We start from the raw sequence: 21,685 nt of genomic DNA, 5'->3' as shown, positions 1-21,685 counted from the left end.
CGGCAGACAATTGTCTATTATAAATAAACATAAGGGAGATGAATTGGTTGGAATCAATCTCAGTAGGACTGCTCGGTTTAGGCACCGTTGGTAGCGGAGTAGTAAAAATCATTGAAGACCACCAGGATAAGCTCATTCATTTAATCGGGTGCCCCGTGAAAGTAAAAAAAATTCTTGTTCAAAATACAAATAAAAAAAGAGACGTTCATGTAGAACCTTCCCAATTAACGACAAATGTTCATGAGGTAATAGAAGATCCGGATATTGACGTCATTATTGAGGTCATGGGGGGAATTGAGCAAACGCGGGAATATTTGCTTGAAGCATTAAATCGGAAGAAGCATGTTGTGACGGCAAATAAAGATTTGATGGCAGTGTACGGAACTGAGTTGCTCAAAAAAGCGACGGATAACGGCTGCGATCTTTTTTATGAAGCAAGTGTCGCAGGCGGCATCCCGATTCTGCGTACATTGGTAGATGGATTGGCGTCAGACCGGATTACAAAAATGATGGGGATTGTTAACGGAACGACAAACTTTATTTTAACGAAAATGTCAAAATACGGAACCCCTTATGAAGAAGTGCTGAAGGAAGCGCAAAGATTAGGATATGCAGAAGCTGATCCGACTTCTGATGTAGAAGGCTTGGATGCAGCGAGAAAGATGGCGATTTTGGCAAGACTTGGATTTTCTATGGAAGTAGATTTAGAAGATGTGGAAGTAAAAGGGATAACGGATATTACACAAGAGGATATTGATTACAGTAAACGGCTCGGCTATACGATGAAATTAATCGGCATCGCCCATCGAAGCGGTGATAAAATTGAAGTTAGTGTACAGCCTGCACTGCTGCCCGATCATCATCCGTTAGCTTCCGTCCAAGATGAATATAATGCGGTTTATGTGTACGGCGAAGCAGTAGGGGAAACAATGTTTTACGGTCCTGGCGCAGGAAGCTTGCCAACTGCAACCGCTGTTGTTTCGGATTTAGTAGGCGTATTGAAAAACATGCGTCTAGGTGTAAATGGAAGAAGCGCCGTAGCCCCGCAATATCAGAAACAATTGAAGGCACCTGAAGAAATTTTTGCCCAATACTTTTTACGAATTCACGTAGAAGATCAAGTTGGAGCTTTTTCAAAAATTACATCCCTCTTTTCAGACAGAGGTGTAAGCTTTGAGAAAATTCTCCAATTACCTCTGAAAAATAAAGATTTAGCGGAAATTGTCATCGTTACCCATAAAGCATCGAAAAAAGATTTTGAGGAAATTTTAATGGAGCTCCGAGATTTGCAGGTTGTTAAGGAAGTTAAAAGTACGTATCGAGTAGAAGGGAACGGCTTATTATGAAATGGAATGGACTAATTGCAAAATATAAAGAATTTTTGCCAGTAACGGACAAAACACCGATGCTGACATTGAACGAAGGTAATACTCCTCTCATTCATTTAGAAAAATTATCTGAAAAATTAGGCGTTGAGCTGTATGTGAAAACAGAAGGAGCGAATCCTACCGGTTCATTTAAAGACCGCGGTATGGTGATGGCAGTTGCAAAAGCGGTGGAAGAAGGAAGCACAACTATAATGTGCGCTTCAACTGGAAATACGTCTGCAGCTGCTTCCGCCTATGCGGCACGTGCAGGATTGCGTTCCATTGTTGTTATACCGAACGGAAAAATCGCTTTTGGAAAGCTTGCCCAAGCAGTTATGTACGGCGCAGAAATTTTTGCAATTGAAGGAAACTTCGATGATGCCTTAAAAATGGTTCGTGAAATTTGTGAAGAGCTGCCAATTACTCTTGTCAATTCTGTAAATCCTTACCGAATTGAAGGGCAAAAAACAGCGGCGTTTGAAATTTGTGAACAGCTGGGAAAAGCTCCGGATTATTTGGCGATTCCGGTTGGAAATGCTGGAAACATTACAGCATATTGGAAAGGATTTAAAGAGTTTAATGAGCGGCACCAAACAGGGCTTCCAAAAATGCACGGTTTTGAAGCGGAAGGCGCCGCAGCCATTGTAAAAAATCAAGTGATTGAAAATCCGGAAACAGTGGCAACTGCCATTCGAATTGGAAACCCAGCAAGCTGGGAATTTGCTGTCAATGCTGCCAATGAATCAGGCGGAAAGATCGATATGGTAACAGATGAAGAAATTTTGGATGCTTATCAATTAATTGCAAGAACGGAAGGCGTTTTTGCTGAACCTGCTTCAAGTGCATCTATTGCAGGAGTGATGAAAGATGTAAATTCGGGGAAAATCCCGAAAGGAAGCACAGTTGTAGCAGTATTGACCGGCAACGGATTAAAAGATCCGAATACTGCGATCGATGTGTCATCCATCCAGCCGATCGTGCTGCCTAATGAAAAGAAAGCTGTGATGGACCATCTCAAGGGAGATGGGCATGTATGAAAGAAGGAGACATGTTAAAAATTCAAGTTCCCGGAAGTACAGCCAATCTTGGTCCCGGTTTTGATTCTGTAGGGCTCGCTTTAAACCGCTATTTAACACTAGCCGTTACATTTGCGGAAAATTGGACATTTAAGCCGGTAAGTGAAGAAGTAGCAAACGTACCGGAAGGGAAAGAGAATTTAATTTATAAAGTCGCTTCCAAGCTAGCAGAAAAACATAGTGTTAATCTTCCTGCATGTTATGTGGAAATTTCAAGTGATATTCCGATGACAAGAGGACTCGGAAGCAGCGCGGCCGCCATTGCAGCAGGGATTGAGCTTTGCGATCGTGTTTGTAAACTGAATTTGAGCGATGAAGAAAAAATTCATTTTGCCAGCAAGTTTGAGGGACATCCGGATAATGCCGGAGCTTCTATAGTAGGCGGTCTAGTGGTCGGCTATTTAACAGATGACCACACATATTTTGTAAAAGTGGATAATCTGGATGTGGATATTATCGCGGTTATTCCGCCATATTATTTATATACGAAGGATTCTAGAGGCGTTTTGCCGAAGACATTTAAATTTCAGCAGTCGGTGAAAGCCAGTGCGATCAGCAATGTGCTTGTTGGGAGCATCATGAATAATAATTGGGAATTGGCAGGCCAAATGATGGAAATGGACATATTCCATCAACCGTATAGGGAAAGTCTAGTTCCTGAACTGTCAGCTGTTCGAAAGATAGGAAAAGAGCACGGTGTGTACGGGACTGTATTGAGCGGTGCAGGTCCAACGATATTGTGTTTTGCTCCAAAAGGCATGAGACACTCATTGCGTCCTAAACTAAAAGAGGCTTTTCCTCATTGTGAAGTAACACAGCTAGAAATTGATTATGAAGGGACAAAGTCTTGGTTTACTCATATTGAAAGCTTGATATAAAGAAACAAACCGGCTTTTCGCCGGTTTGTTTCTTTAAAATACTTGTTCTACTTCTACGATGCCTGGAACTTCTTCCAGCAGAGCCCGCTCAATACCTGCTTTCAAGGTAATGGTAGAACTTGGGCAGCTCCCGCACGCACCTAAAAGGCGCAATTTCACAATGCCCTCTTCAACATCAACTAATTCGCAGTCTCCGCCGTCACGAAGCAAAAACGGGCGCAGCTTATCTAAAACTTCCTGTACTTGTTCTTTTATTTGAACATCTGACATACTATCGACTCCTTTCTTATCCATCATTATATTCAAAATGAGCGATAAAATCTATTTGTAAGTTTCAAATTCATTGTATCACATTTTTTTTAAATCTAATATGGATAATCTAGGAGATCATCATTTTATTAAATAGGAGAGAACAAACATGAGAAAACCGGTAGAAATTTGTGTTTATGGTGCAGAAAACTTATGTCCAAGCTGTGTAAATTCGCCTTCAGCAAAAGATACATTTGAATGGCTGGAAGCAGCACTGACTAGAAAATATCCAGATCAGCCATTTGACATCACATATATTGATATATATTGTCCTCCGGAAGATGAAGAGAAAAAGAAAATAGCCGATCAAATCGTGAAGGAAGAATATTTTTATCCCCTTGTTGTCATAAATGGAGTGGTAGTAGGAGAAGGAAATCCAAAGATAAAAAGGATTTTTCAAGAGATGGAAAAACATGGTTACCAACCTGTGTAAGAAAGAGTTTACTCGTCATCCAGAACTGTGAAAGAAAAAGTGCATTGTCGATTTCTTCAAGCCAAAAGAACAGATCCGCTAAAAAAAAAACGCTGCTTCGTTTTTTTGCATGCAAAATAATAGACAACTGTATTTCTCTTGATTTATATTTTCCAGTGAAAGAGTTCCGGAAAAAGAGAAGCCGGACGTACAAATGAACGCCCGGTTTTCTCATGCTCCACTATGATATTTATAAATCCAAAGAATTCCTGATTTTAAAAGACGTGGCACACGTCCAGTGAGTGCGCGATCTCCTACCATCCCAAAACCTGATTTTTTTCCGAGAGAACCGAGAACGCCTTTTAATTTGAACGGCGGCAGTTCCTCTGGAAGAGGTTCGTTGTTCCATTTTTTGAGCAATACTTGTACAATTTGTTCAGCCTGCGCTTCGGCAAGTTGAGCACTTGGTGCGTAAGGAAGGCTTGCACAGTCTCCAACAACATACACATGTTCATCTTGAGGAAGATGATGGTATTTTGTTAAAATAACCCGTCCTTGCCGGTCTTTTTCAACATTCAATTTCCTTACGACATAATTCGGTTGAATTCCTGCGGTCCAAACGACAACATCACAAGGAATCGGTTCATCATGGTTATAAACCATATTTGGCTCAACTTTTGTAATATTGGCGCTGTTGATTACTTCAACCCCGTGCTCTTCAAACCATGTTTGGACATATTTGCTTAATCGTTCCGGGAAGTTTGATAAGATCACTTTTCCGCGGTCAAACAGCTTGATTTTTAAATCGGATCTGCTTTCACGCAGTTCGCTTGCCAATTCAACGCCGCTCAATCCGGCTCCAACTATGCAGACTGTTGCACCTGCTCCTAAATTGTTCAGCTTTTGATACGTTTCACGTGATTGATCGATTGTTTGAATGCTGCAAGTATATTTGTCAGCACCCGGAACATTATGATATTTGTCTTCACATCCTAAACCGATGATAAGATCATCATACGTGATTGGAGCTTGATCTTTTAAATGTACAAGCTTTTGTTCAAGGTCAATGTCCGTGACTTCACCGTAATGAACGTTCAATTTCGGGTGTTCTGGAAAGGCCACGCGCACATGCTGATCTGAAATCGTTCCCGCAGCCAGCGCATAGTATTCCGTTTTTAAACAATGATAAGGGTTTTTATCCACTAATGTTATTTCGACACCATCCGGCAAGTTATTGGGAAGCAGCTTGTGAAGAATTCTCATGCCGCCATAGCCGCCTCCGAGGAGCAGTAACTTTCTCATCGCGATTCCCCTTTTCCCTGCAAATGTTTACCCCAAAACTGTGACAATCGTAACAAATGCCACTAAAAGTATAACGAATTTATGTATAAATCACAACATACTTAAGGAAAAATAGCACAATTGTTATGGCAAAATGTTAAATGAACCTTGAAGTTCAATGCTTTGACAATGAAGAAAAAAAGCATTATGATAGGCTACTGAGTATAGAAGGAGGACAATTCACATGAAACCAATTATAGAGTTTTGTGTCAGCAACTTAGCAAACGGTTCACAAAAAGCATTAGAACAATTAGAAAAAGATCCTAATTTAGATATAGTTGAATACAGCTGCCTAGGGTATTGCGGCCAATGCTACGAATCGCTTTTTGCCCTTGTAAACGGAGAAGCGGTAGAAGGGGAAACGGCAGAAGAGCTAGTGGAAAATATTTATCAATTTTTAGAAGAAAATCCAATGTTTTAATAGAAAATAAAAGTGAGTGATTAAATTAAAAGGGAGACAAGCTTTTGATTCTCCTGATTTTGATCCTGTCTCTAAATATTTCATTCGAGGTATGAGAGCATATTATAAAATGTAAGAATGAATCTCAATATTGTTTTTCAGTACGACGCTTGCCTTTGCGGATGAGTCTTTTTTTACGTATGAGCAAGGTGTTTGAAGCGGCAGGCTGATGATATAAAAAATAAAAGCCCCTCTTATATTTCCCGAGGAGCTTTTATTTATATATGAAAACGGGGGATATTTTTATTGTCAACAAATTTTGAACGTTTTATACTTATAAAAACAAATTTTTTGTTGTTTTGGAGGAAAAGATGGAAACTTTTCAATTTACAAAAATGCATGGATTAGGAAACAGTTATATTTATGTAAATGGATTCGAAGAAACGCTTCCGGAGCATCTCCTGCCAGATATTGCGCGAAAAGTTGCGAACGTTCATACCGGCATCGGTTCAGATGGGCTAATATTAATTCTTCCATCTGAACGTGCGAATGTGAAAATGAGAATTTTCAACAGTGACGGTTCAGAAGGAAAAAACTGCGGAAACGGTTTGCGCTGTGTCGCAAAATATGTTTATGAGCATAACATAGTAAAAGAGAAAAAGTTTTTGATCGAAACACTTTCTGGCTTGGTTGAAGCCGAAGTCCATGAAGAAAATGGACGAGTATCAAGCGTCACAATTGATATGGGTCACCCTAAGCTGTTAAAAAAGGAAATACCGATGGCCGGAAACGGAGATGAAACAGCTATTGGTGAAATCATGGAATTTAACGGCTCGAAATATGAAGTCACAGCGGTTTCGATGGGAAATCCACACATCATCTTTTTTGTAGACGATATTGAGAAAGCTCCATTAACAACATTGGGACCGATTGTCGAAAAAGATGCAAGATTTCCAGAAGGGGTAAATGTAGAATTTGTCGAAATCGTCAACGACCATGAGCTTCATTTTCGAGTATGGGAAAGAGGTTCAGGTGTCACACAAGCTTGCGGCACCGGAGCATGTGCGGCAGTGGTCGCATCCGTATTAAACGAGCAAACAACAAGAGGCAAAGAAACAGTTGTCCATCTTGCCGGCGGCGATTTATTTATTAAATGGACTGACGAGGGGAACATTTTGATGAAAGGACCTGCTGAAACGGTTTGCACGGGGACCTATTATTATGAATCCGGTTCAGAAATTTGAGAGTTTTTTTCTGAAAAGGTATACTAAAAGTGACTCAAAAATTAATGAAAAGGAGGATGGGTCATGTCTGAAATTGTTATGCTTACCGAAGCGGCAGCTTTTCAAATAAAAGATATGATGAGAGAAAATGAAGAAGAAGGCGCCTATTTGCGTATTGGTGTGAAAGGCGGCGGCTGCACTGGACTTTCATACGGCATCGGGTTTGAACAAGAAAAACAAGAAGATGATCACGAATTTGAACAATTCGGCATTCGGATTTTAGTGGATAAAGACAGCGCCCCTATATTAAAGGGAACAAAGATTGATTATAAACAATCGATGCTTGGTGGAGGATTCACGATAGACAACCCTAATGCGATTGCGTCTTGCGGCTGCGGCGCCTCCTTTAGAACTGCAACACACGCTGGAACACCGGAAGAGTGCTAAAAAAGATTCTTTCCTGAAGCCAAGCATAATGATCGCTTTATTCCTTAACTTTTTCTATACTCACAATAAAATATATCCTAATAAAGTGGAATCCCAAAAAGAAAAAGTCTGCTTTATTAGGATATTTTTATGGGAAAAACGGCTAAATGCAACTTATTAAAAGTGATAGAGAATTAAATGAGGATATTTGCAGATCACAGATTTTCATCATGGAAGACCGTGCGAAAGACTATATGAATCACCGATGAAAGTTGAAAAAAGATAGGGCTGTCCGTTGAGTTCCTAAAATGAAGGATTTTGGAGCTACTGTGAAGGATAAAAATAAAGGAATAAAATTTGTAAATGTCCTTCATAGAGGCAATGAAGTCCAACAAGAAGCAATTGTATGTGTTGAATATCCGTCATAAAACTTTTGAAGAACTTAATGAAGAAAGAGAGCATAAGAAAAGTCATTTATAAAACTTCTGAAGGATATAAACAAAGGAAAAATGGTCTGTCCGATAAGCCCCTTCTTCTTGATGCAGTCTGGTTTCTTTAGAAAAGTACTTGACAAAAAGGCTGTCTCAAAAGGTCATAAAAAATGACCTTTTACGAGACAGCCTTTATTCTTTCCAATAAAATTTACTTTTGCTTGTTATTCCCGCTGTAAGGGAGCTGTTCAGAAAGTCAAATCCCCATTGAAAAACAAAAAATCATAAGCACCGATATATCAACGTTTCTAAAACATTAAAGAGGGGGTCAATAAGCCGAAAAAATGACTTATTAGACACCCACATCTTTTTTCATCAATTAAACATACTTGTGCTGTGCATTGGCTGAACTTTTGCGCTTGGGTCAATATAAGCTTTGGCATTGTTTACAGCTGTTGGACCTTCGCCAAACCCAGTCGCAATTAATTTTATTTTTCCTTCATAAGTACAGATGTCTCCGGCAGCATAAATTCCCGGAATATTTGTTTCCATTTTTGAGTTAACAACAATCGAATTTTTCTCAATTTCCAGCCCCCAGTTTTTGATAGGGCCTAAAGAGGAAACGAAGCCAAAATTGACAATTACTTCATCTACATCAATAATCTCTTTCCGATCTCCTTTTGCTTCTTCGACTACGACTTGTTCAATTCGATCCTTGCCGATAAGCTCAACAGGAACAAAAGGTGTTAATATATTTGCTTTAGAATTTTTTAATTGATTTACGCTATGCTCGTGCGCGCGAAATTTATCTCTTCGATGGACAACCGTTACTTTTTCTGCAATAGGCTCAAGCATTAACGCCCAGTCAACAGCTGAGTCGCCGCCTCCAAACAGGACGACCTTTTTGCCTGCAAAATAGTTTAAATCTTCTACAAAATAGTGCAGGTTTTTCCCTTCAAATTGCTCAGCATTTTCCAGCTGAAGTTTACGTGGTTGAAATGCGCCGTTTCCGGCAGTGATGATAATCGTTTTTGAATAATGTATTTCTGAATTTGTCGTTAACTTAAATGTCCCGTCACTTTGTTTTTCAACTTCCTGAACTTCCTGTTCAAGGCAGACGGTTGGATTGAATAAGGCAATTTGTTCTTTTAAATTATTGACTAATTCTTGAGCTCTAATTTTTGGAAACCCCGCTACATCATATATGTATTTTTCAGGATAAAGCGCTGTCAATTGCCCTCCTAATTGTGGAAGGCTTTCAATAATTTTAACGGAAGCCTGCCTCATTCCTCCGTAAAAAGCTGTGAACATCCCGACAGGTCCCCCGCCAATAATCGTTATATCGTAGACTTTGCTGTCCTCTTTCACAGACGATTCCCCCTCTTGTTAATCTTTTTTAATCATATCATAAAAAAAAGATTGTAAAAATACAAAAATTCTGTCATTTAAAGATTTATAAAATTGAACATTTAGCTTAAAAATAAACTTGAAAAGTTGGACACAAACGGATATCATGACTATAGGTAAAAAGATGTTAAATTTTATTGACAATTTTGCCCTTATAATTTTTTGTCCAAGATCGTGAATATTTTCACAAATTATGTGAAAAGTGAGTCTAGAATTGACCGCTTTAAAAATTACGGAAAAGGTTGGTGTGTCTTGTGAGAAATCCTAAAGTTGTTATTTTAGGTGCCGGTTATGGAGGATTAATGACCGTAACACGTCTTCAAAAAATGGTGAGTGTGAACGAAGCTGATATTACACTTGTCAATAAGCATGATTATCATTATGAAACAACATGGCTGCATGAAGCATCTGCAGGCACCCTTCATCACGACCGATGCCGCTATCCAATTAAAGATGTAATTGACACAAACAAAGTAAACTTTGTGCAAGATTCTGTAAAATTAATTAAAACAGATGAGAAAAAAGTCATTCTTGAAAATGGCGAGCTTAACTATGATTACTTAGTAGTCGCTCTTGGAGCTCATCCGGAAACGTTTGGAATCCAAGGGTTAAAAGAATACGCTTTCACGATTTCGAACATTAATTCTGCTAGACAAATTAGAGAGCATATTGAATATCAATTTGCTACATACAATACAGAAGAAGAAAAAGATGATACACGTCTAACCATTGTAGTCGGCGGTGCAGGATTCACTGGAATTGAGTTTTTAGGCGAACTTGCCAACCGTGTTCCTGAGCTTTGCCGAGAGTATGATATTGACCCTAAAAAAGTCCGTATTATTTGTGTGGAAGCAGCACCGACAGCACTTCCAGGTTTCGATCCTGAACTTGTGGAGTACGCAGTCAATCAACTGCAGCGCAAAGGTGTTGAGTTTAGAATCGGCACAGCGATAAAAGAATGTACTGAACAAGGAATTATTGTTGGGAAAGACGATCAAACGGAAGAAATAAAAGCAGGCACTGTAATTTGGGCGGCTGGTGTGCGCGGAAACAGTGTAATTGAAGAATCTGGTTTTGAGGCAATGCGCGGCCGCGTAAAAGTAGAGAAAGACTTGCGCGCACCAGGACATGATGATGTGTTTATTATTGGAGACTGTTCATTAATTATTAATGAGGAAATCAATCGTCCATATCCGCCGACAGCGCAAATTGCAATGCAGCAGGGAGAAGTTTGTGCGAGAAATTTAGCTGCATTAATTCGCGGTAAAAAAGAACTCGAACCATTTAAGCCAGATATTAAAGGAACTGTTGCTTCTCTAGGAGAAGATGATGCAGTAGGTATTGCGTTAGGCAAAAAAATGGTCGGTACAAAAGCATCCTTCATGAAGAAAATGATTGATAACCGCGCATTATATATGGTTGGCGGAGCAGGTCTCGTGTTGAAAAAAGGAAAATTCAAATTTTTTTAAGCTGAAGAAAAGAGCAAAGGCTTAAGGGCTTTTGCTCTTTTAAAATAATGTTTTATAAACATGAACAGCTTTTGTAATTTCTTTTAAAGCAGGAAAGTAAAATGTTTGGAGAAGGAGCCGCTCTGTATTTATTGAATTTTCGTAGTAATAAGCTTTTAAACAAATTAAATTAAAGAGCTCGCTATGCTGATTGCGATTAGAGGGTTCGATTCAGCATAAAATCGCCATGCTGATCTGCAATTATATAGTAGCCTGATGTATTTGGTCTGTCGGACAGCTATACCCGATATTTCCTTCAAAGTTCTTCGTTTTATTCTCAAGTTCTTGTGCTTCTTTTGTTTGTTTACACCGTCTTTTTTGTGCTTGAAGGAATGAAAGTTCTCTCTTAAATGTTGAAGCCAAATCCCTCTTTATGGTACTAGCACAAAAGCATCTCACATGAGTAAAAAACAGACAAAGCACTGTACATTAGGACAATCTTTCTTAAAGGTGATTTTTGGCATTTTGAAACGTTTGGGGAAACTTCCAGTTTTTTTGTATAAATTTTGAACTGCTCAAAGGTTGGAGAGCCTACTGAGAACCTTTTTGTGTGCATGTCAAACTTGCTTTGCTGATTTATGCCGATTAAATTCAATCTTGTACTTGATATATTGGAATAAATAGGTTAATAATTAAGGTAACAATTTATCGATTTGCTGCTTTAAAGGTTTGGCACATGTAAGAAGATCTGGCAAATTAACAAAGGCTGGTCAAGTTTTATCCTTATTAAACCACATAAAAACTTTTAATAATAATACGACAGTTTTCTGAGGGTGAGGTCACGATGATGAACATACCGGTGCTGTTGATTTCCATGCTGCTGTTCTTAGTTTTATTTTTTGGAATCGGTTTTTTATTAAATATGCTTTTAAGAATGTCATGGATAATGGCGATACTTTATCCGTTAGTATGTATTTTTTTAATTGATGAAGTGAATTTTTTTGATTATTTCAAATCACCTAGCCGATCATTTTCTCTGTTAGGTGAAAAAATCGCCTCTCTTGCCGTAGCAGACATTCTCATTTTAGGAAGCGGGATGGTAGGCGCGATTCTATCAGGGATTGTCATTCGAATGCTTCGAGCAAGAGGATATCAAATGTTTTAAGCTTTTCCGTATAATCGGAAGGCTTTTTTATGTAAAAAAAACGCTTTTTTGTTAAAACAATGTTATTTGAGTGCCTATATTTTATTTTTAATTTATTGGAAAATTTATACATGTCGGAATGTATTGAAAAATACACTCCTTTCAAAAGCTCCTCCAACGTATATTTTGTTTGCGATTTGGAAACAAATAGACGGTGAGAGGAGTGAAATTAGAAAAAATGAAGAGTATAAAAATGTGGACTAGAAGAATTATGATGAGTCTGTTGTTTATTGGGGCGTTTTTAACAACTTTTGAAACCATTTCAGGTGTGAAAGCAGATGAACTGACAAAATGGGTGATCAAACAATATAATCAAAGAGAAAATTCCCAACAAGCCGTTGCAAAAAATATTAATCATGCAAATCAAGGACAGACGATGGAAAAATCCATTGATTTATCAAAGTATCCAAAAAAAACAGTTGTGGCTACCGGATATACAGCCGGATATGAGTCGACAGGAAAACATCCTGGTCACCCTGAATATGGAATTACTTATTCAGGTGTTAAAGTAAAAAGGGATCATTTTTCCACTATAGCAGCAGATTTAAACGTTTTTCCGATCGGAACGATACTTTATGTACCCGGATATGGCTACGGAGTTGTTGCAGATAAAGGTGCTGCGATTAAAGGCAATAGGCTTGATTTGTATTATGAAACAGTAGAAGATGTTTACAATCAGTGGGGAAAGAAAAAAGTGGATGTTTATTTAGTTAAAAAAGGAAACGGAACGTTAACAGAAGAGGAATTAAAAAAATTAAACGAAAATAAAACGATGGAAGTTTTTAGACAACGGTAGCTTATCCCACAGGGATGGGCTTTATTTTTTGGTTTGAAAATAAAGCAAAGTTCTATTCGACCTCGTATAATAATTGAAGGAGGTGGAAAAATGTTTAAAGTACTAGACGGTTTAGAAGGGGAAAGTTTAATTGTTGGCCTTTTTAAGCAAAACGGAAATTTGTCAAAAGCTTTGCAGGAGCTGGATAAAAAATTGAACAATCAACTCACCAAGCTTATAAAATCAGGTGAAATTTCTTCTGCGAAAAACAGTGTCGCAAAACTATATACATTCGATGCTGAAAACGTAAAACGAATTTATTTTGTCGGGCTTGGGAAAGAAAAAGAATTCACGTTCCAAAAGGCAATGGAAGCTTTTGGGCATGCGTTTCAAGCTGTTCAACAAGATCAGAAAAAGATTGTAAGCGTACAGCTTTCTACCTTTATTGGAGGAGATGTGGAAGAGGTAGATGCAGCTCATGCACTAGCGGAAGCGTTTGCCCTTTCTACATACAAAATAAAAAACTATAAACAACGATCAAGCAGCAGCGAATCAAGCATTGAAGCTGTTCATGTTTTGACAGATGCAGATAAAGCGAAAATAAACGCAGCCTTAACTGCCGGTTATGTTTATGGAAGAGGAACAAATTCGGCAAGAACTCTTGTGAACATGCCTTCAAATTTATTAACTGCGACAGAACTCGCGAATTATTCCATCGAACTGGCCAAAAAATATTCTTTTGAGATCGAAATCCTTGAAAAAAAGGATATGGAGGAAATGGGCATGGGGGGGATATTGGCGGTAAATAAAGGCTCCAGTGAACCCCCTAAAATGATTGTGTTAAAATACCAAGGAAAAAAGATTTGGGACGATGCGATTGGTTTAGTCGGCAAGGGAATTACTTACGATACTGGGGGCTACTCGTTAAAACCTAGAGATGGGTTAGTAAACATGAAGACTGATATGGCAGGAGCAGCAGCCGTTTTAGGAGCGATGGAAATTATCGGTGAAATAAAACCGAAACAAAATGTTGTAGCCGTTATTCCGGCTACTGACAACATGATTGGCAGCGGAGCGATGAAACCGGATGATGTCATCGTGTCATTAAGCGGAAAAACAATTGAAATTTTAAATACAGATGCTGAAGGGCGTTTAGCTCTTGCAGATGGCATCACTTATGCAAAGCAGCATGGAGCGAAATACATTATCGATGTTGCCACTTTAACCGGTGGAGTTATTGTTGCTCTAGGAAAGCACACAACAGGTGCGATGACGAACAACGAAAAACTGTATGATCAGCTTTTGAAAGCGTCTGTTGAATGTAATGAAAGAATATGGAGATTGCCAATTTTTGAAGATGACCGTGAGCGGGTAAAAAACAGTAAAATGGCGGATTTGAATAATTCCCCTGGCCGGGAAGGACATGCGATAATGGGCGGTGCTTTTTTAGCAGAATTTGCTGAAGATACGCCATGGGTTCATTTAGACATTGCCGGGACATCCACTACTGCTAAGAAAGGCCCTCTAGGACCTGAAGGAGCAACTGGTGTGATGACTCGAACATTGGCGGCCTTTGTGGAAAAATTCGTGCCGATTAAATCATGATGGAGTCATCCATCATTCGGTTGAACTATTGCAGATTAGGCTTTATGTCAGAAATGTTATTGCTGTTTCAGTTTTTCGGCAGGAGCCGCAATTCAATATAGGAGAGAGACGGAATCTATTTTGTAAAAAAGATGACCCATTCAGTATGCTTGAAAATCGTGGATTGATTTCTTTCTGACATGTATGTTGTCGGAAGCAACACCAAATTAGGATAATGTGTCGGCACATTCTGACTTAACAAATTGCTGCACATTTATCCTGATTTGGTCTGTATTGTGCACGATTAGCCCAGTACTTAACATGTCTATAAGTGCGCATTTTTTATTGCTTTTCAAAAGAGAGCGGCTTTTTTTGCATTTTTGATAATAGATTCGCGGAGAACTGTTTTCCTTCTTTTAAGGTAAGTCGAAAATATATGTGTATTATGTGGCAGAATTCATATTTGCGAACTCTTTTTCAAAAACTTTTTCTACAGGAACATAATTGTACCCAAGATCGCGGGCGACTGCCTCATACGTTATTTCTTTGTTGGCAACGTTGACACCTAATTTGATCGCTTCGTTTTTGGCGATTACTTCTACTAACCCTTTGTTGGCTATTTGCAATGCATATGGAATGGTCGAATTAGTAAGGGCGAACGTAGATGTTCTCGGAACTGCTCCCGGCATATTCGCAACTGCGTAATGAAGGACTCCGTGCTTTACATATGTCGGATTGTCATGAGTGGTGACATGATCGCTCGTTTCAAAAATCCCGCCCTGGTCAATGGCAACATCAACGATGACTGATCCAGGTTTCATCGATTTTATCATTTCTTCAGTCACAAGCTTTGGCGCTTTTGCACCGGGGATTAAGACAGCACCGATGACTAAATCCGCTTCTTTTACTGCTTCGAAAATATTATAGGAGTTAGACATGAGCGTTTGAATGTCGTTGCCAAAAAGATCATCTAATTCCCGAAGACGCTTAGGGCTTACGTCAAGGATCGTTACATGAGCTCCTAAACCGATAGCCATTTTTGCAGCATTTGTACCGACTACCCCGCCGCCGATGATGACGACCTTGCCGCGTTCAACGCCTGGAACACCGGATAATAGAATACCTTTTCCGCCGTACGGTTTTTGTAAAAATTGCGTTCCAACCAGTGTTGCCATACGACCGGCCACTTCGCTCATCGGTGTTAACAGGGGTAACGAATGACCGTCAGAAACTGTTTCGTAAGCGACCGCAATCACACCGGATTCCTTCAACTCTTTTGTCAGTTCAGGATTAGCTGCAAGGTGCAAGTAAGTAAACAGAATAAGACCATCACGGAAATATTTATATTCTTCTTGAAGCGGCTCCTTGACCTTCAACACCATATCTGCTTCCCAAACCTTGCTTGTATCATGAAGAATTTCGGCGCCTGCTTGAATATATTCTTCATCATGAATTCCGCTTCCAAGACCTGCACTTTCTTCTACGAGTACACGGTGACCTGCCTTGACTAATGAAACAACTCCAGCTGGTGTAATGGCTACACGATTTTCGTTATTTTTAATTTCCCGCGGTACACCAATTATCATTGCAATCCCTCCTGTATAGTATAATTTCGTTTTAATATTCCATATGTACCAACAATGAGTCGGAATTTTCATGTACCTGTCCATTTTATTGTTTCTTTTCCTGCTGGCAATCATTCATTGAATTTTTTGTTTTTATATCATATGCAAATCGGTGTATGTTTGTCTGCAGCTTTCAGCGAAACCGCCAGTATATTTGCATAAATTTTAAAATCCACTTCCGTTGCGAAAATTTCGAACATATGGTATCTTATACAGAAATATTTAGGAGGGATGAGCTGTGAAAAGGGTCACTTTAATGGAAGTCTTCACTCATCCAATTACACAAAAATATTTAAAACGATCTGGCATTGCTCACGCGATTAAAACGGCTGATCATGCTTTTCGTCTTGCGATAGCATTCAATGTAAATCCCGATCTTGCGACAAAGGCGGCTCTATTGCATGATATTGGCCATTATGAATGGTACACGGACGGTAAATGGGATTATGAAAAATATCGAAAAAATGATATTCATGCAATAAAAGGAGCGAACAGAGCGCATAAACTGCTGATAAGGCTTGGGGAAAAGCCTGAAGCAGCCAAGCAAATTGCTTTAGCTATTCTCCTTCATACGGATTCGTATTTGCCTGATGGTAATTTAAAGCAAAATCCTCTTCAGCGCATAGTTCGGCTTGCTGATGAATTGGATGAAGAACCAGGCGGAATGCATCATTACCGTCAAATTGACGAAAAGCTGGCTTTAAAGAAAATTAGGACTCTAGATAAAAAAGTTGAAAAATACTATTCTCAGTTAAAATCCATTGTATAAGCGAACAATTTAGGCGTTTGATCATACAATACTATAAACAAACAATGGAAGTGGTGGTTTCATTTGCCTTCTTTTGTAGGTTCAATTGAGATTAATGAAGTCGACTCAGGAATCATAAAAGTGGGTGACAGCTTTTCTATTTCTCCTAAGGCGAGTTTAAAATCTGCGCTTGGTTCAGGAGCTTTAAATGTTGGAGACTATGTAAAAACATTTGACGTTCGCAGCAAAACGAATGAACATTCGAAAAGTTTCTTTGATCAACCGATAATAGGGAATAGGTAAAATATTTTGCAAAACCTGAGATTGATTTTTCTTTCAACTCAGGTATTTTTTATAATAGAGGGAAAAAAGGAGTGAAACAATGAAAGTACGAAAGGCAAATATAATACATAACGGTGAAGAGATCAGAAACGTCTATATTTATGAAAACAAAAAAGAGGAGTATATATTAGTTGCTGTACCGCAGCTTGAATGGTCCAAGATCATTAAATATGAAGAAATCAATGACAAAACAAGAGAACATTTACAAAATTCTATTGCAAAAAGATCGAATGAGAACATTGCCATTTCACTTTCTTCGAAAATTACTCAATGGATACAAGAAATGTAAATTTTCAAGAGGATTTGAGAAATATGTAACCTCTGCTGTCAGACGGAGGTTACATTAGATTGCTTTCTTTTCTCTCTACTAATTCTATGACATCATGTATGTCGACTTGTAATACGGAGCAAATTTTTGCAAGCTTATCTAGAGGAAGGCGCTTCGTTTTGTTGTGGCACATTTCCCATACAAGCGTATGGCGAATATCAGCTTGACGGGCAAGTTCTCGTTTGGTCATTCTTTTTTGTTTCAATAAATTGTCCAATTTAATATGTATAACATATTCTTTTTTTTCCACTATGTTCACCCTTATTTGTCATATCTTCTCGGGATTTAGAAAATATTCTATCAATGTTCTTTCGTTCATTCAACCCTCTTTTATCAAAATTTTCCTTCTTTTTTATATGAATTTAACAAATGGGGGAAAGAAGGAGTCCTTCTGTTATAAAAATCATGATCATGCAATCTTTATAATAAGTTTGCCATACATCGCAAAAAGACAAACACAATCACATTGCGTGTTTTTCGGTATCACGCATAAAACTTCAAATTAGTTTTTCGGTGAAAAATGATCGAAAATTCTATAAAATAAATATGAAAGATCGAAAAAAGGATCTTTTCAAGGGAGTGTGATACTTTGAATCATCAAGAAATCGAAAAAATCAACAAGATCTTCTTAATGCTTGAAAGGGAGTTAGACGAAACGAAAAAGGCGCTTGATAATATCAATAAGAGCATTGACAAATACGATAAATATCAATATACGAAAATTGTATAATGAGGCGACGACCAAATTTGGTCGCCTTTTTTATGATAATATATATAATTTATAGTATAATAATTGTAAAACATCCATAGATTTCAAGCTGAATATAAATCAGATCAAAAGGAGGGGATGGCATTAAAAAGTGAGTTATTATTAAACAAAGTTCAAGTGGCAATGTTTATGAAGGATGCGGTCGAAAGGTCTGTAGACTGGCTTTATTTGCGGAATCTTTTGCATCGTTTTATCGAATCTAAACAAACATTTCCTTTTGCAGAGCTTTGTTATTTGCATGCGAACGTATTCAACAGCGAAAATGATGAAGAAGAATTGTACAAGCTTATGGCAGCTGTTGAATTGCTCGTCCTAGCTTTTGATATGTTTGATGATTTGGAGGATCTGGACAACTTTACAGAACCGTGGATGGATATTGATAGAGGGGAAGCGATTAACAGCTCATCCTTTCTTTATACGTTAAGTTTATCGCATATCCATTCGCTGTCATCACCTTATCGTTCTGAGATCCTTGGTCTGTTTCTTGAATATGCTTTGCAGGCTATGAAAGGCCAGCATATTGATTTGGCAAATGCCGTGAAGACAGAAAAAGAATGTTTGCAAATGATGAGATGGAAATCAGGTTCCCTTACAGCTCTTGCAGCTGAAGCGGGTGTCATGTTTGCATGCGGGAAAAGATACGAGGAAGTTAAGGAATACGGGCACCAAGTAGGGATTGCCGGCCAGATTGAGAATGATTATAAAGGATTGTTTACTCCGCATAAACAGGACAGGAAGTTTTTGAAGCCGTCACTGGCATTACTTTATTTGCAAAGGAAATTTAATCAAACAAGCGTGGATATTTTACAATATGTGCACAGCGGAAAAGACTTCGACGAATACTTTGGAAGCATTGTAGCTTTTAAAGAAAAGCTGTTGGAAGCGGGAGTCACCCAATATTTAAATGTGATGAAACACATAACGCTTAAGAAGGCTGAAACTTATATAAAAAAACTTCCGCTGCCTGCTGAAAAATTGGATGAACTATTAACAAATTTAATCAAAAAATAAAAAAGGAGAGATCAATATGCAAGAAATCGTAAATTTCTTAATCGAAAACCCTGATATTTTGGAGAAAGTCGTGAATGGACAAGCTAGTTTGATTGGAGTTAAAGATTCTGATGAACTTTTAGGCATTATTACTGGACTTACAGACGGTTTAAAATTGTTGCCGCCTGCTTCATTTTGGAAATAGTTTGAAGGGTGAAAATATTTGGTTTTTAATAAGGTAAAAATCGTTGATTTTGGATATAAACTTGCAGTATTTATAAGCTCGCTGTTTTTCTTTGTTTATATTTTTCAAATCAACCTCTCGTATCCTTATTTAGGAACAAGCATTGAAAAAAAATCAAAGGGTCAATATTATATTACAAATATTGACCCGAAAGCTTGGGCTGATCGAGCAGGACTAAAAATTGGGGATCAAGTATTAGAATTAAATGGAGTGCCTACTGAAAAGTTTTTTAGAGAGAGCAGTTTTTTTGTTTATCAAGAAGTAAAGAATTTAACAATCAAACGGGCAGATGGCGGTATATTTAAAATAAACGTTGAGGAAACATCATTAGATCTTCAAACATTTTTCATGATGATAATACCAATTATTCTTTTTCTTCTATCTATGTATTGCAGTTTTTTAGTCTATAGATCAAGTAAAAAATTAAAAATTTTATCCCCATATTTATTGAAATTTTTTCTATTATGTGTATCTCTTGCCTATTTATTTGCAACCAGTTCTGCCCGGGGAGACACTTTTTCCCAATATATGGTTGTTTTATTTTTTACTTTGACTCCAGTTATATATCTGCATTTTTTGTATCACTATTTTAATGAACATGGACAAGAATTATTTAATAAAAAAGTAATTATTTTTGGATATTTTCTTGTAATTGTAAACTTTTTAATTGAATACATAAATAAACAACCGTTAGACTTAGATATTAATTATAATTCGAAAGTGTTGAATCTAATCACCTTTCTCTTTTTATTGTTAATATCGTTTATAGTGAAAATAAAAGGAATGAGAAAACTTAAACTTTCCGAGATATCTTTTACGATTAGAAATTTAATTATTACAAATGTACTTGCTTTTGCACCTTTTGTCCTATTATATGTCATTCCGTATATTATTTTAAAAGATGTTTTGTTCTCACCAGTGTTCCTGTCTTCCTTTATGCTGTTAATACCTTTCGCCCTTGTGTATCAGTTTCTATCATCAAAGATATATGATATTGAGTTTATTCTAGGCAGAGTCAGATATTATGCTCTCCTTTCCATTTTGCCGACTATCTTTTTAGTGGCTTTTATCATACTGCTAAAAGAACATAATCCCAAAATTTACCCTATTCAACTTTCAATTATTATATATATATTAATGATATGTGTTTTTTATTTTAAAGAAATTGTTGACTTCCGCTTCCGGTTTAAGCGGTTTTCGGAAAAATATAATTATCAGGACAGCATTTTGAAGTATACGTCAAGGATCCGGAAAGCAGGCAGTTTAAAACAGATGATGGCTGAGTTAAAATCGACCATTTTAGAGGTTTTGAAGGTCAGCCGTGCATACTGCCTTGTTGTTCATGAGAGTGGACGGCTCGAAATGGTTGATGATGATGGGGACGGCGTTCTTTTAGAAATTGCCCCATACGAAAAAGATATTTTAAATGCTGTAACAGAAATAGGGAAAATTGTAGAATTTGATAAAGGGTTTGTGTTAACTGTCGGTGAAACGAATAGAAGGAAATATGTTATTATTTGCCTTTCTGTCATTAAAACGCCTAAACTGACTCGTGATGAAATTTCTTGGCTGAATTCCCTTGCTTTTTATACGAATGTAACTGTAGAAAACTTTTTGAAAATAGAAGAATTGATGGAAAGGCTTGAAAAAGCGGAAGAGGGAAACAGCAATCCTGCATGGCTCAAAAAACTGCTGTTTGCAATTGAAGAAAAGCAGCGCTCCAATTTGGCGAAAGATTTGCATGATTCTGTGCTGCAAGATTTGATTTCGTTAAAAAGGCAATGCGAATTGGTTCTGGAGGAATCTGGACAATATCCTGCTGCTACGATCGAAAAAATTCAGAGCATGAATCAAAACATTCTTGATATCATTCATATGACGAGGGAAACGTGTCAAGAGCTGCGTCCGCAAATTTTATATGACTTGGGACTCGTCAAGGCGGTATCAAAGCTAGTAGCGCAATACGAAGAACAGTGTAATTTTCAAATCCGCTTTAATACGGGGAATTTTAACAAGCAGCTTGATATAAACATGCAGCTTAATTTGTACCGGATCATTCAGGAGCTTTTATCAAATGCGCGCAAGCATTCGAATGCGAAGCAAATATTAATTATGCTCGTCAATATAAGAGAAAAAATTGTAGTGCACTATGAAGATGATGGCGTAGGCATCGATGAAGAACTGTTGTATGCGAAAACAGAAAGCATGGGATTGTCCGGAATTAGAGAGAGGGTAAAAGCTTTGGATGGTGAAATGAAGATTGAGACTTCTCCGGGAAATGGATTTCGGGTCTTAATTGAAATTTAATCACATTCTTGACTTGGCTTTTGCCAAGTCATTTTACTGTAGATTTTGTCT

The 21,685-nt window shown here is 37.8% G+C and carries 23 protein-coding genes; 18 read left to right on the top strand and 5 right to left on the bottom strand.

Annotated features, from left to right (window positions below; translation table 11 throughout):
• Positions 1-47 precede the first annotated feature (47 nt).
• The 3 genes from NSQ61_RS11270 to thrB are packed head-to-tail and all read left to right on the top strand — an operon-like array spanning position 48 to position 3,321.
• On the top strand, positions 48-1,346 hold the full coding sequence (locus NSQ61_RS11270) for a homoserine dehydrogenase (protein ID WP_186439305.1): 1,299 nt from the start codon (positions 48-50) through the stop codon (positions 1,344-1,346).
• Positions 1,343-2,404, top strand: coding sequence for a threonine synthase (gene thrC, locus NSQ61_RS11265; RefSeq protein WP_063387082.1), 1,062 nt, complete (start codon positions 1,343-1,345; stop codon positions 2,402-2,404). Before NSQ61_RS11270 ends, thrC begins: the two co-directional genes overlap by 4 nt.
• Positions 2,401-3,321, top strand: coding sequence for a homoserine kinase (thrB, locus tag NSQ61_RS11260; protein WP_063387081.1), 921 nt, complete (start codon positions 2,401-2,403; stop codon positions 3,319-3,321). Before thrC ends, thrB begins: the two co-directional genes overlap by 4 nt.
• Positions 3,322-3,354: 33 nt before the next feature.
• On the opposite strand, the gene NSQ61_RS11255 is transcribed toward thrB, so the two are convergent.
• A complete protein-coding gene (locus NSQ61_RS11255) occupies positions 3,355-3,618 on the bottom strand; it encodes a NifU family protein (RefSeq protein WP_375338782.1) in 264 nt (87 codons plus the stop codon).
• A 121-nt stretch (positions 3,619-3,739) separates the two neighbouring features.
• On the opposite strand from NSQ61_RS11255, the gene NSQ61_RS11250 reads away from it, so the two are divergent.
• Positions 3,740-4,063, top strand: coding sequence for a YuzD family protein (locus tag NSQ61_RS11250; RefSeq protein WP_066249224.1), 324 nt, complete (start codon positions 3,740-3,742; stop codon positions 4,061-4,063).
• 210 nt (positions 4,064-4,273) lie between these two features.
• On the opposite strand, the gene NSQ61_RS11245 is transcribed toward NSQ61_RS11250, so the two are convergent.
• The gene (locus tag NSQ61_RS11245) at positions 4,274-5,344 is read right to left on the bottom strand and encodes an NAD(P)/FAD-dependent oxidoreductase (RefSeq protein WP_340807010.1); all 1,071 of its coding nucleotides are present in this window, start codon (positions 5,342-5,344) and stop codon (positions 4,274-4,276) included.
• 223 nt (positions 5,345-5,567) lie between these two features.
• Between NSQ61_RS11245 and NSQ61_RS11240 the strand changes: the two genes are divergently transcribed.
• The 3 genes from NSQ61_RS11240 to NSQ61_RS11230 all read left to right on the top strand — a co-directional run bounded on the left by NSQ61_RS11240 (position 5,568) and on the right by NSQ61_RS11230 (position 7,453).
• Positions 5,568-5,804, top strand: a complete 237-nt coding sequence (locus NSQ61_RS11240) for a YuzB family protein (protein WP_063387077.1) — start codon at positions 5,568-5,570, stop codon at positions 5,802-5,804.
• Positions 5,805-6,154: 350 nt separating this feature from the next.
• Positions 6,155-7,027 carry a diaminopimelate epimerase gene (gene dapF, locus NSQ61_RS11235; RefSeq protein WP_066249227.1) on the top strand — a complete coding sequence of 291 codons (873 nt, stop codon included), beginning with the start codon at positions 6,155-6,157 and terminating at the stop codon, positions 7,025-7,027.
• Positions 7,028-7,090: 63 nt separating this feature from the next.
• Positions 7,091-7,453, top strand: coding sequence for a HesB/IscA family protein (locus NSQ61_RS11230; protein ID WP_063387075.1), 363 nt, complete (start codon positions 7,091-7,093; stop codon positions 7,451-7,453).
• A 785-nt stretch (positions 7,454-8,238) separates the two neighbouring features.
• Here the strand turns inward: NSQ61_RS11230 and NSQ61_RS11225 are convergent.
• Complete coding sequence (locus NSQ61_RS11225) at positions 8,239-9,231, bottom strand: NAD(P)/FAD-dependent oxidoreductase (RefSeq protein ID WP_063387074.1); 993 nt, start codon at positions 9,229-9,231, stop codon at positions 8,239-8,241.
• 284 nt (positions 9,232-9,515) lie between these two features.
• Between NSQ61_RS11225 and NSQ61_RS11220 the strand changes: the two genes are divergently transcribed.
• From NSQ61_RS11220 to NSQ61_RS11205, 4 genes are all read left to right on the top strand, one after another.
• Entirely contained in the window at positions 9,516-10,739 is a 1,224-nt protein-coding gene (locus tag NSQ61_RS11220) for an NAD(P)/FAD-dependent oxidoreductase (RefSeq protein ID WP_186439306.1), read from the top strand.
• 826 nt (positions 10,740-11,565) lie between these two features.
• Positions 11,566-11,883, top strand: coding sequence for a YuiB family protein (locus NSQ61_RS11215; RefSeq protein WP_063387105.1), 318 nt, complete (start codon positions 11,566-11,568; stop codon positions 11,881-11,883).
• A gap of 217 nt (positions 11,884-12,100) precedes the next feature.
• Positions 12,101-12,718 (top strand): 3D domain-containing protein, encoded by a 618-nt coding sequence (locus NSQ61_RS11210; protein WP_063387072.1) that lies wholly within the window; start codon positions 12,101-12,103, stop codon positions 12,716-12,718.
• 90 nt (positions 12,719-12,808) lie between these two features.
• Positions 12,809-14,302, top strand: a complete 1,494-nt coding sequence (locus NSQ61_RS11205; protein WP_063387071.1) for a leucyl aminopeptidase — start codon at positions 12,809-12,811, stop codon at positions 14,300-14,302.
• A 422-nt stretch (positions 14,303-14,724) separates the two neighbouring features.
• Here the strand turns inward: NSQ61_RS11205 and ald are convergent, their stop codons facing one another.
• On the bottom strand, positions 14,725-15,867 hold the full coding sequence (gene ald / locus NSQ61_RS11200) for an alanine dehydrogenase (RefSeq protein ID WP_340807005.1): 1,143 nt from the start codon (positions 15,865-15,867) through the stop codon (positions 14,725-14,727).
• 277 nt (positions 15,868-16,144) lie between these two features.
• On the opposite strand from ald, the gene NSQ61_RS11195 reads away from it, so the two are divergent.
• The 3 genes from NSQ61_RS11195 to NSQ61_RS11185 all read left to right on the top strand — a co-directional run bounded on the left by NSQ61_RS11195 (position 16,145) and on the right by NSQ61_RS11185 (position 17,285).
• On the top strand, positions 16,145-16,675 hold the full coding sequence (locus NSQ61_RS11195) for an HD domain-containing protein (RefSeq protein WP_063387069.1): 531 nt from the start codon (positions 16,145-16,147) through the stop codon (positions 16,673-16,675).
• A gap of 63 nt (positions 16,676-16,738) precedes the next feature.
• Positions 16,739-16,957, top strand: coding sequence for a spore germination protein (locus NSQ61_RS11190; protein WP_144597769.1), 219 nt, complete (start codon positions 16,739-16,741; stop codon positions 16,955-16,957).
• A gap of 79 nt (positions 16,958-17,036) precedes the next feature.
• Complete coding sequence (locus NSQ61_RS11185) at positions 17,037-17,285, top strand: YueH family protein (protein ID WP_066249236.1); 249 nt, start codon at positions 17,037-17,039, stop codon at positions 17,283-17,285.
• A gap of 49 nt (positions 17,286-17,334) precedes the next feature.
• Here NSQ61_RS11185 and NSQ61_RS11180 read toward each other — a convergent pair whose 3' ends face one another.
• Positions 17,335-17,574: a helix-turn-helix domain-containing protein gene (locus NSQ61_RS11180; RefSeq protein ID WP_232515690.1), complete on the bottom strand. Its 240-nt coding sequence runs from the start codon at positions 17,572-17,574 to the stop codon at positions 17,335-17,337.
• 339 nt (positions 17,575-17,913) lie between these two features.
• On the opposite strand from NSQ61_RS11180, the gene NSQ61_RS11175 reads away from it, so the two are divergent.
• The 4 genes from NSQ61_RS11175 to NSQ61_RS11160 all read left to right on the top strand — a co-directional run bounded on the left by NSQ61_RS11175 (position 17,914) and on the right by NSQ61_RS11160 (position 21,634).
• Entirely contained in the window at positions 17,914-18,054 is a 141-nt protein-coding gene (locus NSQ61_RS11175; RefSeq protein ID WP_063387066.1) for a DegQ family regulator, read from the top strand.
• Positions 18,055-18,171: 117 nt separating this feature from the next.
• Complete coding sequence (locus NSQ61_RS11170; protein WP_340807002.1) at positions 18,172-19,104, top strand: polyprenyl synthetase family protein; 933 nt, start codon at positions 18,172-18,174, stop codon at positions 19,102-19,104.
• 16 nt (positions 19,105-19,120) lie between these two features.
• On the top strand, positions 19,121-19,288 hold the full coding sequence (gene comX, locus NSQ61_RS11165) for a competence pheromone ComX (RefSeq protein WP_340806999.1): 168 nt from the start codon (positions 19,121-19,123) through the stop codon (positions 19,286-19,288).
• Positions 19,289-19,306: 18 nt separating this feature from the next.
• The gene (locus NSQ61_RS11160; protein WP_340806997.1) at positions 19,307-21,634 is read left to right on the top strand and encodes an ATP-binding protein; all 2,328 of its coding nucleotides are present in this window, start codon (positions 19,307-19,309) and stop codon (positions 21,632-21,634) included.
• The last annotated feature ends 51 nt before the right edge of the window (positions 21,635-21,685 follow it).

Source organism: Aeribacillus sp. FSL K6-1121 (genome assembly GCF_038003725.1).
In the GTDB taxonomy this organism is placed as follows: domain Bacteria; phylum Bacillota; class Bacilli; order Bacillales; family Aeribacillaceae; genus Aeribacillus; species Aeribacillus composti.
This window is presented reverse-complemented; position numbering and strand designations above follow the sequence as displayed.

Excerpts from the sequence above, each read along its gene's own strand:
- thrC (WP_063387082.1), top strand. The coding sequence starts at position 1,343 with ATGAAATGGAATGGACTAATTGCAAAATATAAAGAATTTTTGCCAGTA.
- thrB (WP_063387081.1), top strand. The coding sequence starts at position 2,401 with ATGAAAGAAGGAGACATGTTAAAAATTCAAGTTCCCGGAAGTACAGCC.
- NSQ61_RS11255 (WP_375338782.1), bottom strand. The coding sequence starts at position 3,618 with ATGATGGATAAGAAAGGAGTCGATAGTATGTCAGATGTTCAAATAAAA.
- NSQ61_RS11250 (WP_066249224.1), top strand. The coding sequence starts at position 3,740 with ATGAGAAAACCGGTAGAAATTTGTGTTTATGGTGCAGAAAACTTATGT.
- NSQ61_RS11245 (WP_340807010.1), bottom strand. The coding sequence starts at position 5,344 with ATGAGAAAGTTACTGCTCCTCGGAGGCGGCTATGGCGGCATGAGAATT.
- NSQ61_RS11240 (WP_063387077.1), top strand. The coding sequence starts at position 5,568 with ATGAAACCAATTATAGAGTTTTGTGTCAGCAACTTAGCAAACGGTTCA.
- dapF (WP_066249227.1), top strand. The coding sequence starts at position 6,155 with ATGGAAACTTTTCAATTTACAAAAATGCATGGATTAGGAAACAGTTAT.
- NSQ61_RS11230 (WP_063387075.1), top strand. The coding sequence starts at position 7,091 with ATGTCTGAAATTGTTATGCTTACCGAAGCGGCAGCTTTTCAAATAAAA.
- NSQ61_RS11215 (WP_063387105.1), top strand. The coding sequence starts at position 11,566 with ATGAACATACCGGTGCTGTTGATTTCCATGCTGCTGTTCTTAGTTTTA.
- NSQ61_RS11210 (WP_063387072.1), top strand. The coding sequence starts at position 12,101 with ATGAAGAGTATAAAAATGTGGACTAGAAGAATTATGATGAGTCTGTTG.
- NSQ61_RS11205 (WP_063387071.1), top strand. The coding sequence starts at position 12,809 with ATGTTTAAAGTACTAGACGGTTTAGAAGGGGAAAGTTTAATTGTTGGC.
- ald (WP_340807005.1), bottom strand. The coding sequence starts at position 15,867 with ATGATAATTGGTGTACCGCGGGAAATTAAAAATAACGAAAATCGTGTA.
- NSQ61_RS11185 (WP_066249236.1), top strand. The coding sequence starts at position 17,037 with ATGAAAGTACGAAAGGCAAATATAATACATAACGGTGAAGAGATCAGA.
- NSQ61_RS11170 (WP_340807002.1), top strand. The coding sequence starts at position 18,172 with ATGGCATTAAAAAGTGAGTTATTATTAAACAAAGTTCAAGTGGCAATG.
- comX (WP_340806999.1), top strand. The coding sequence starts at position 19,121 with ATGCAAGAAATCGTAAATTTCTTAATCGAAAACCCTGATATTTTGGAG.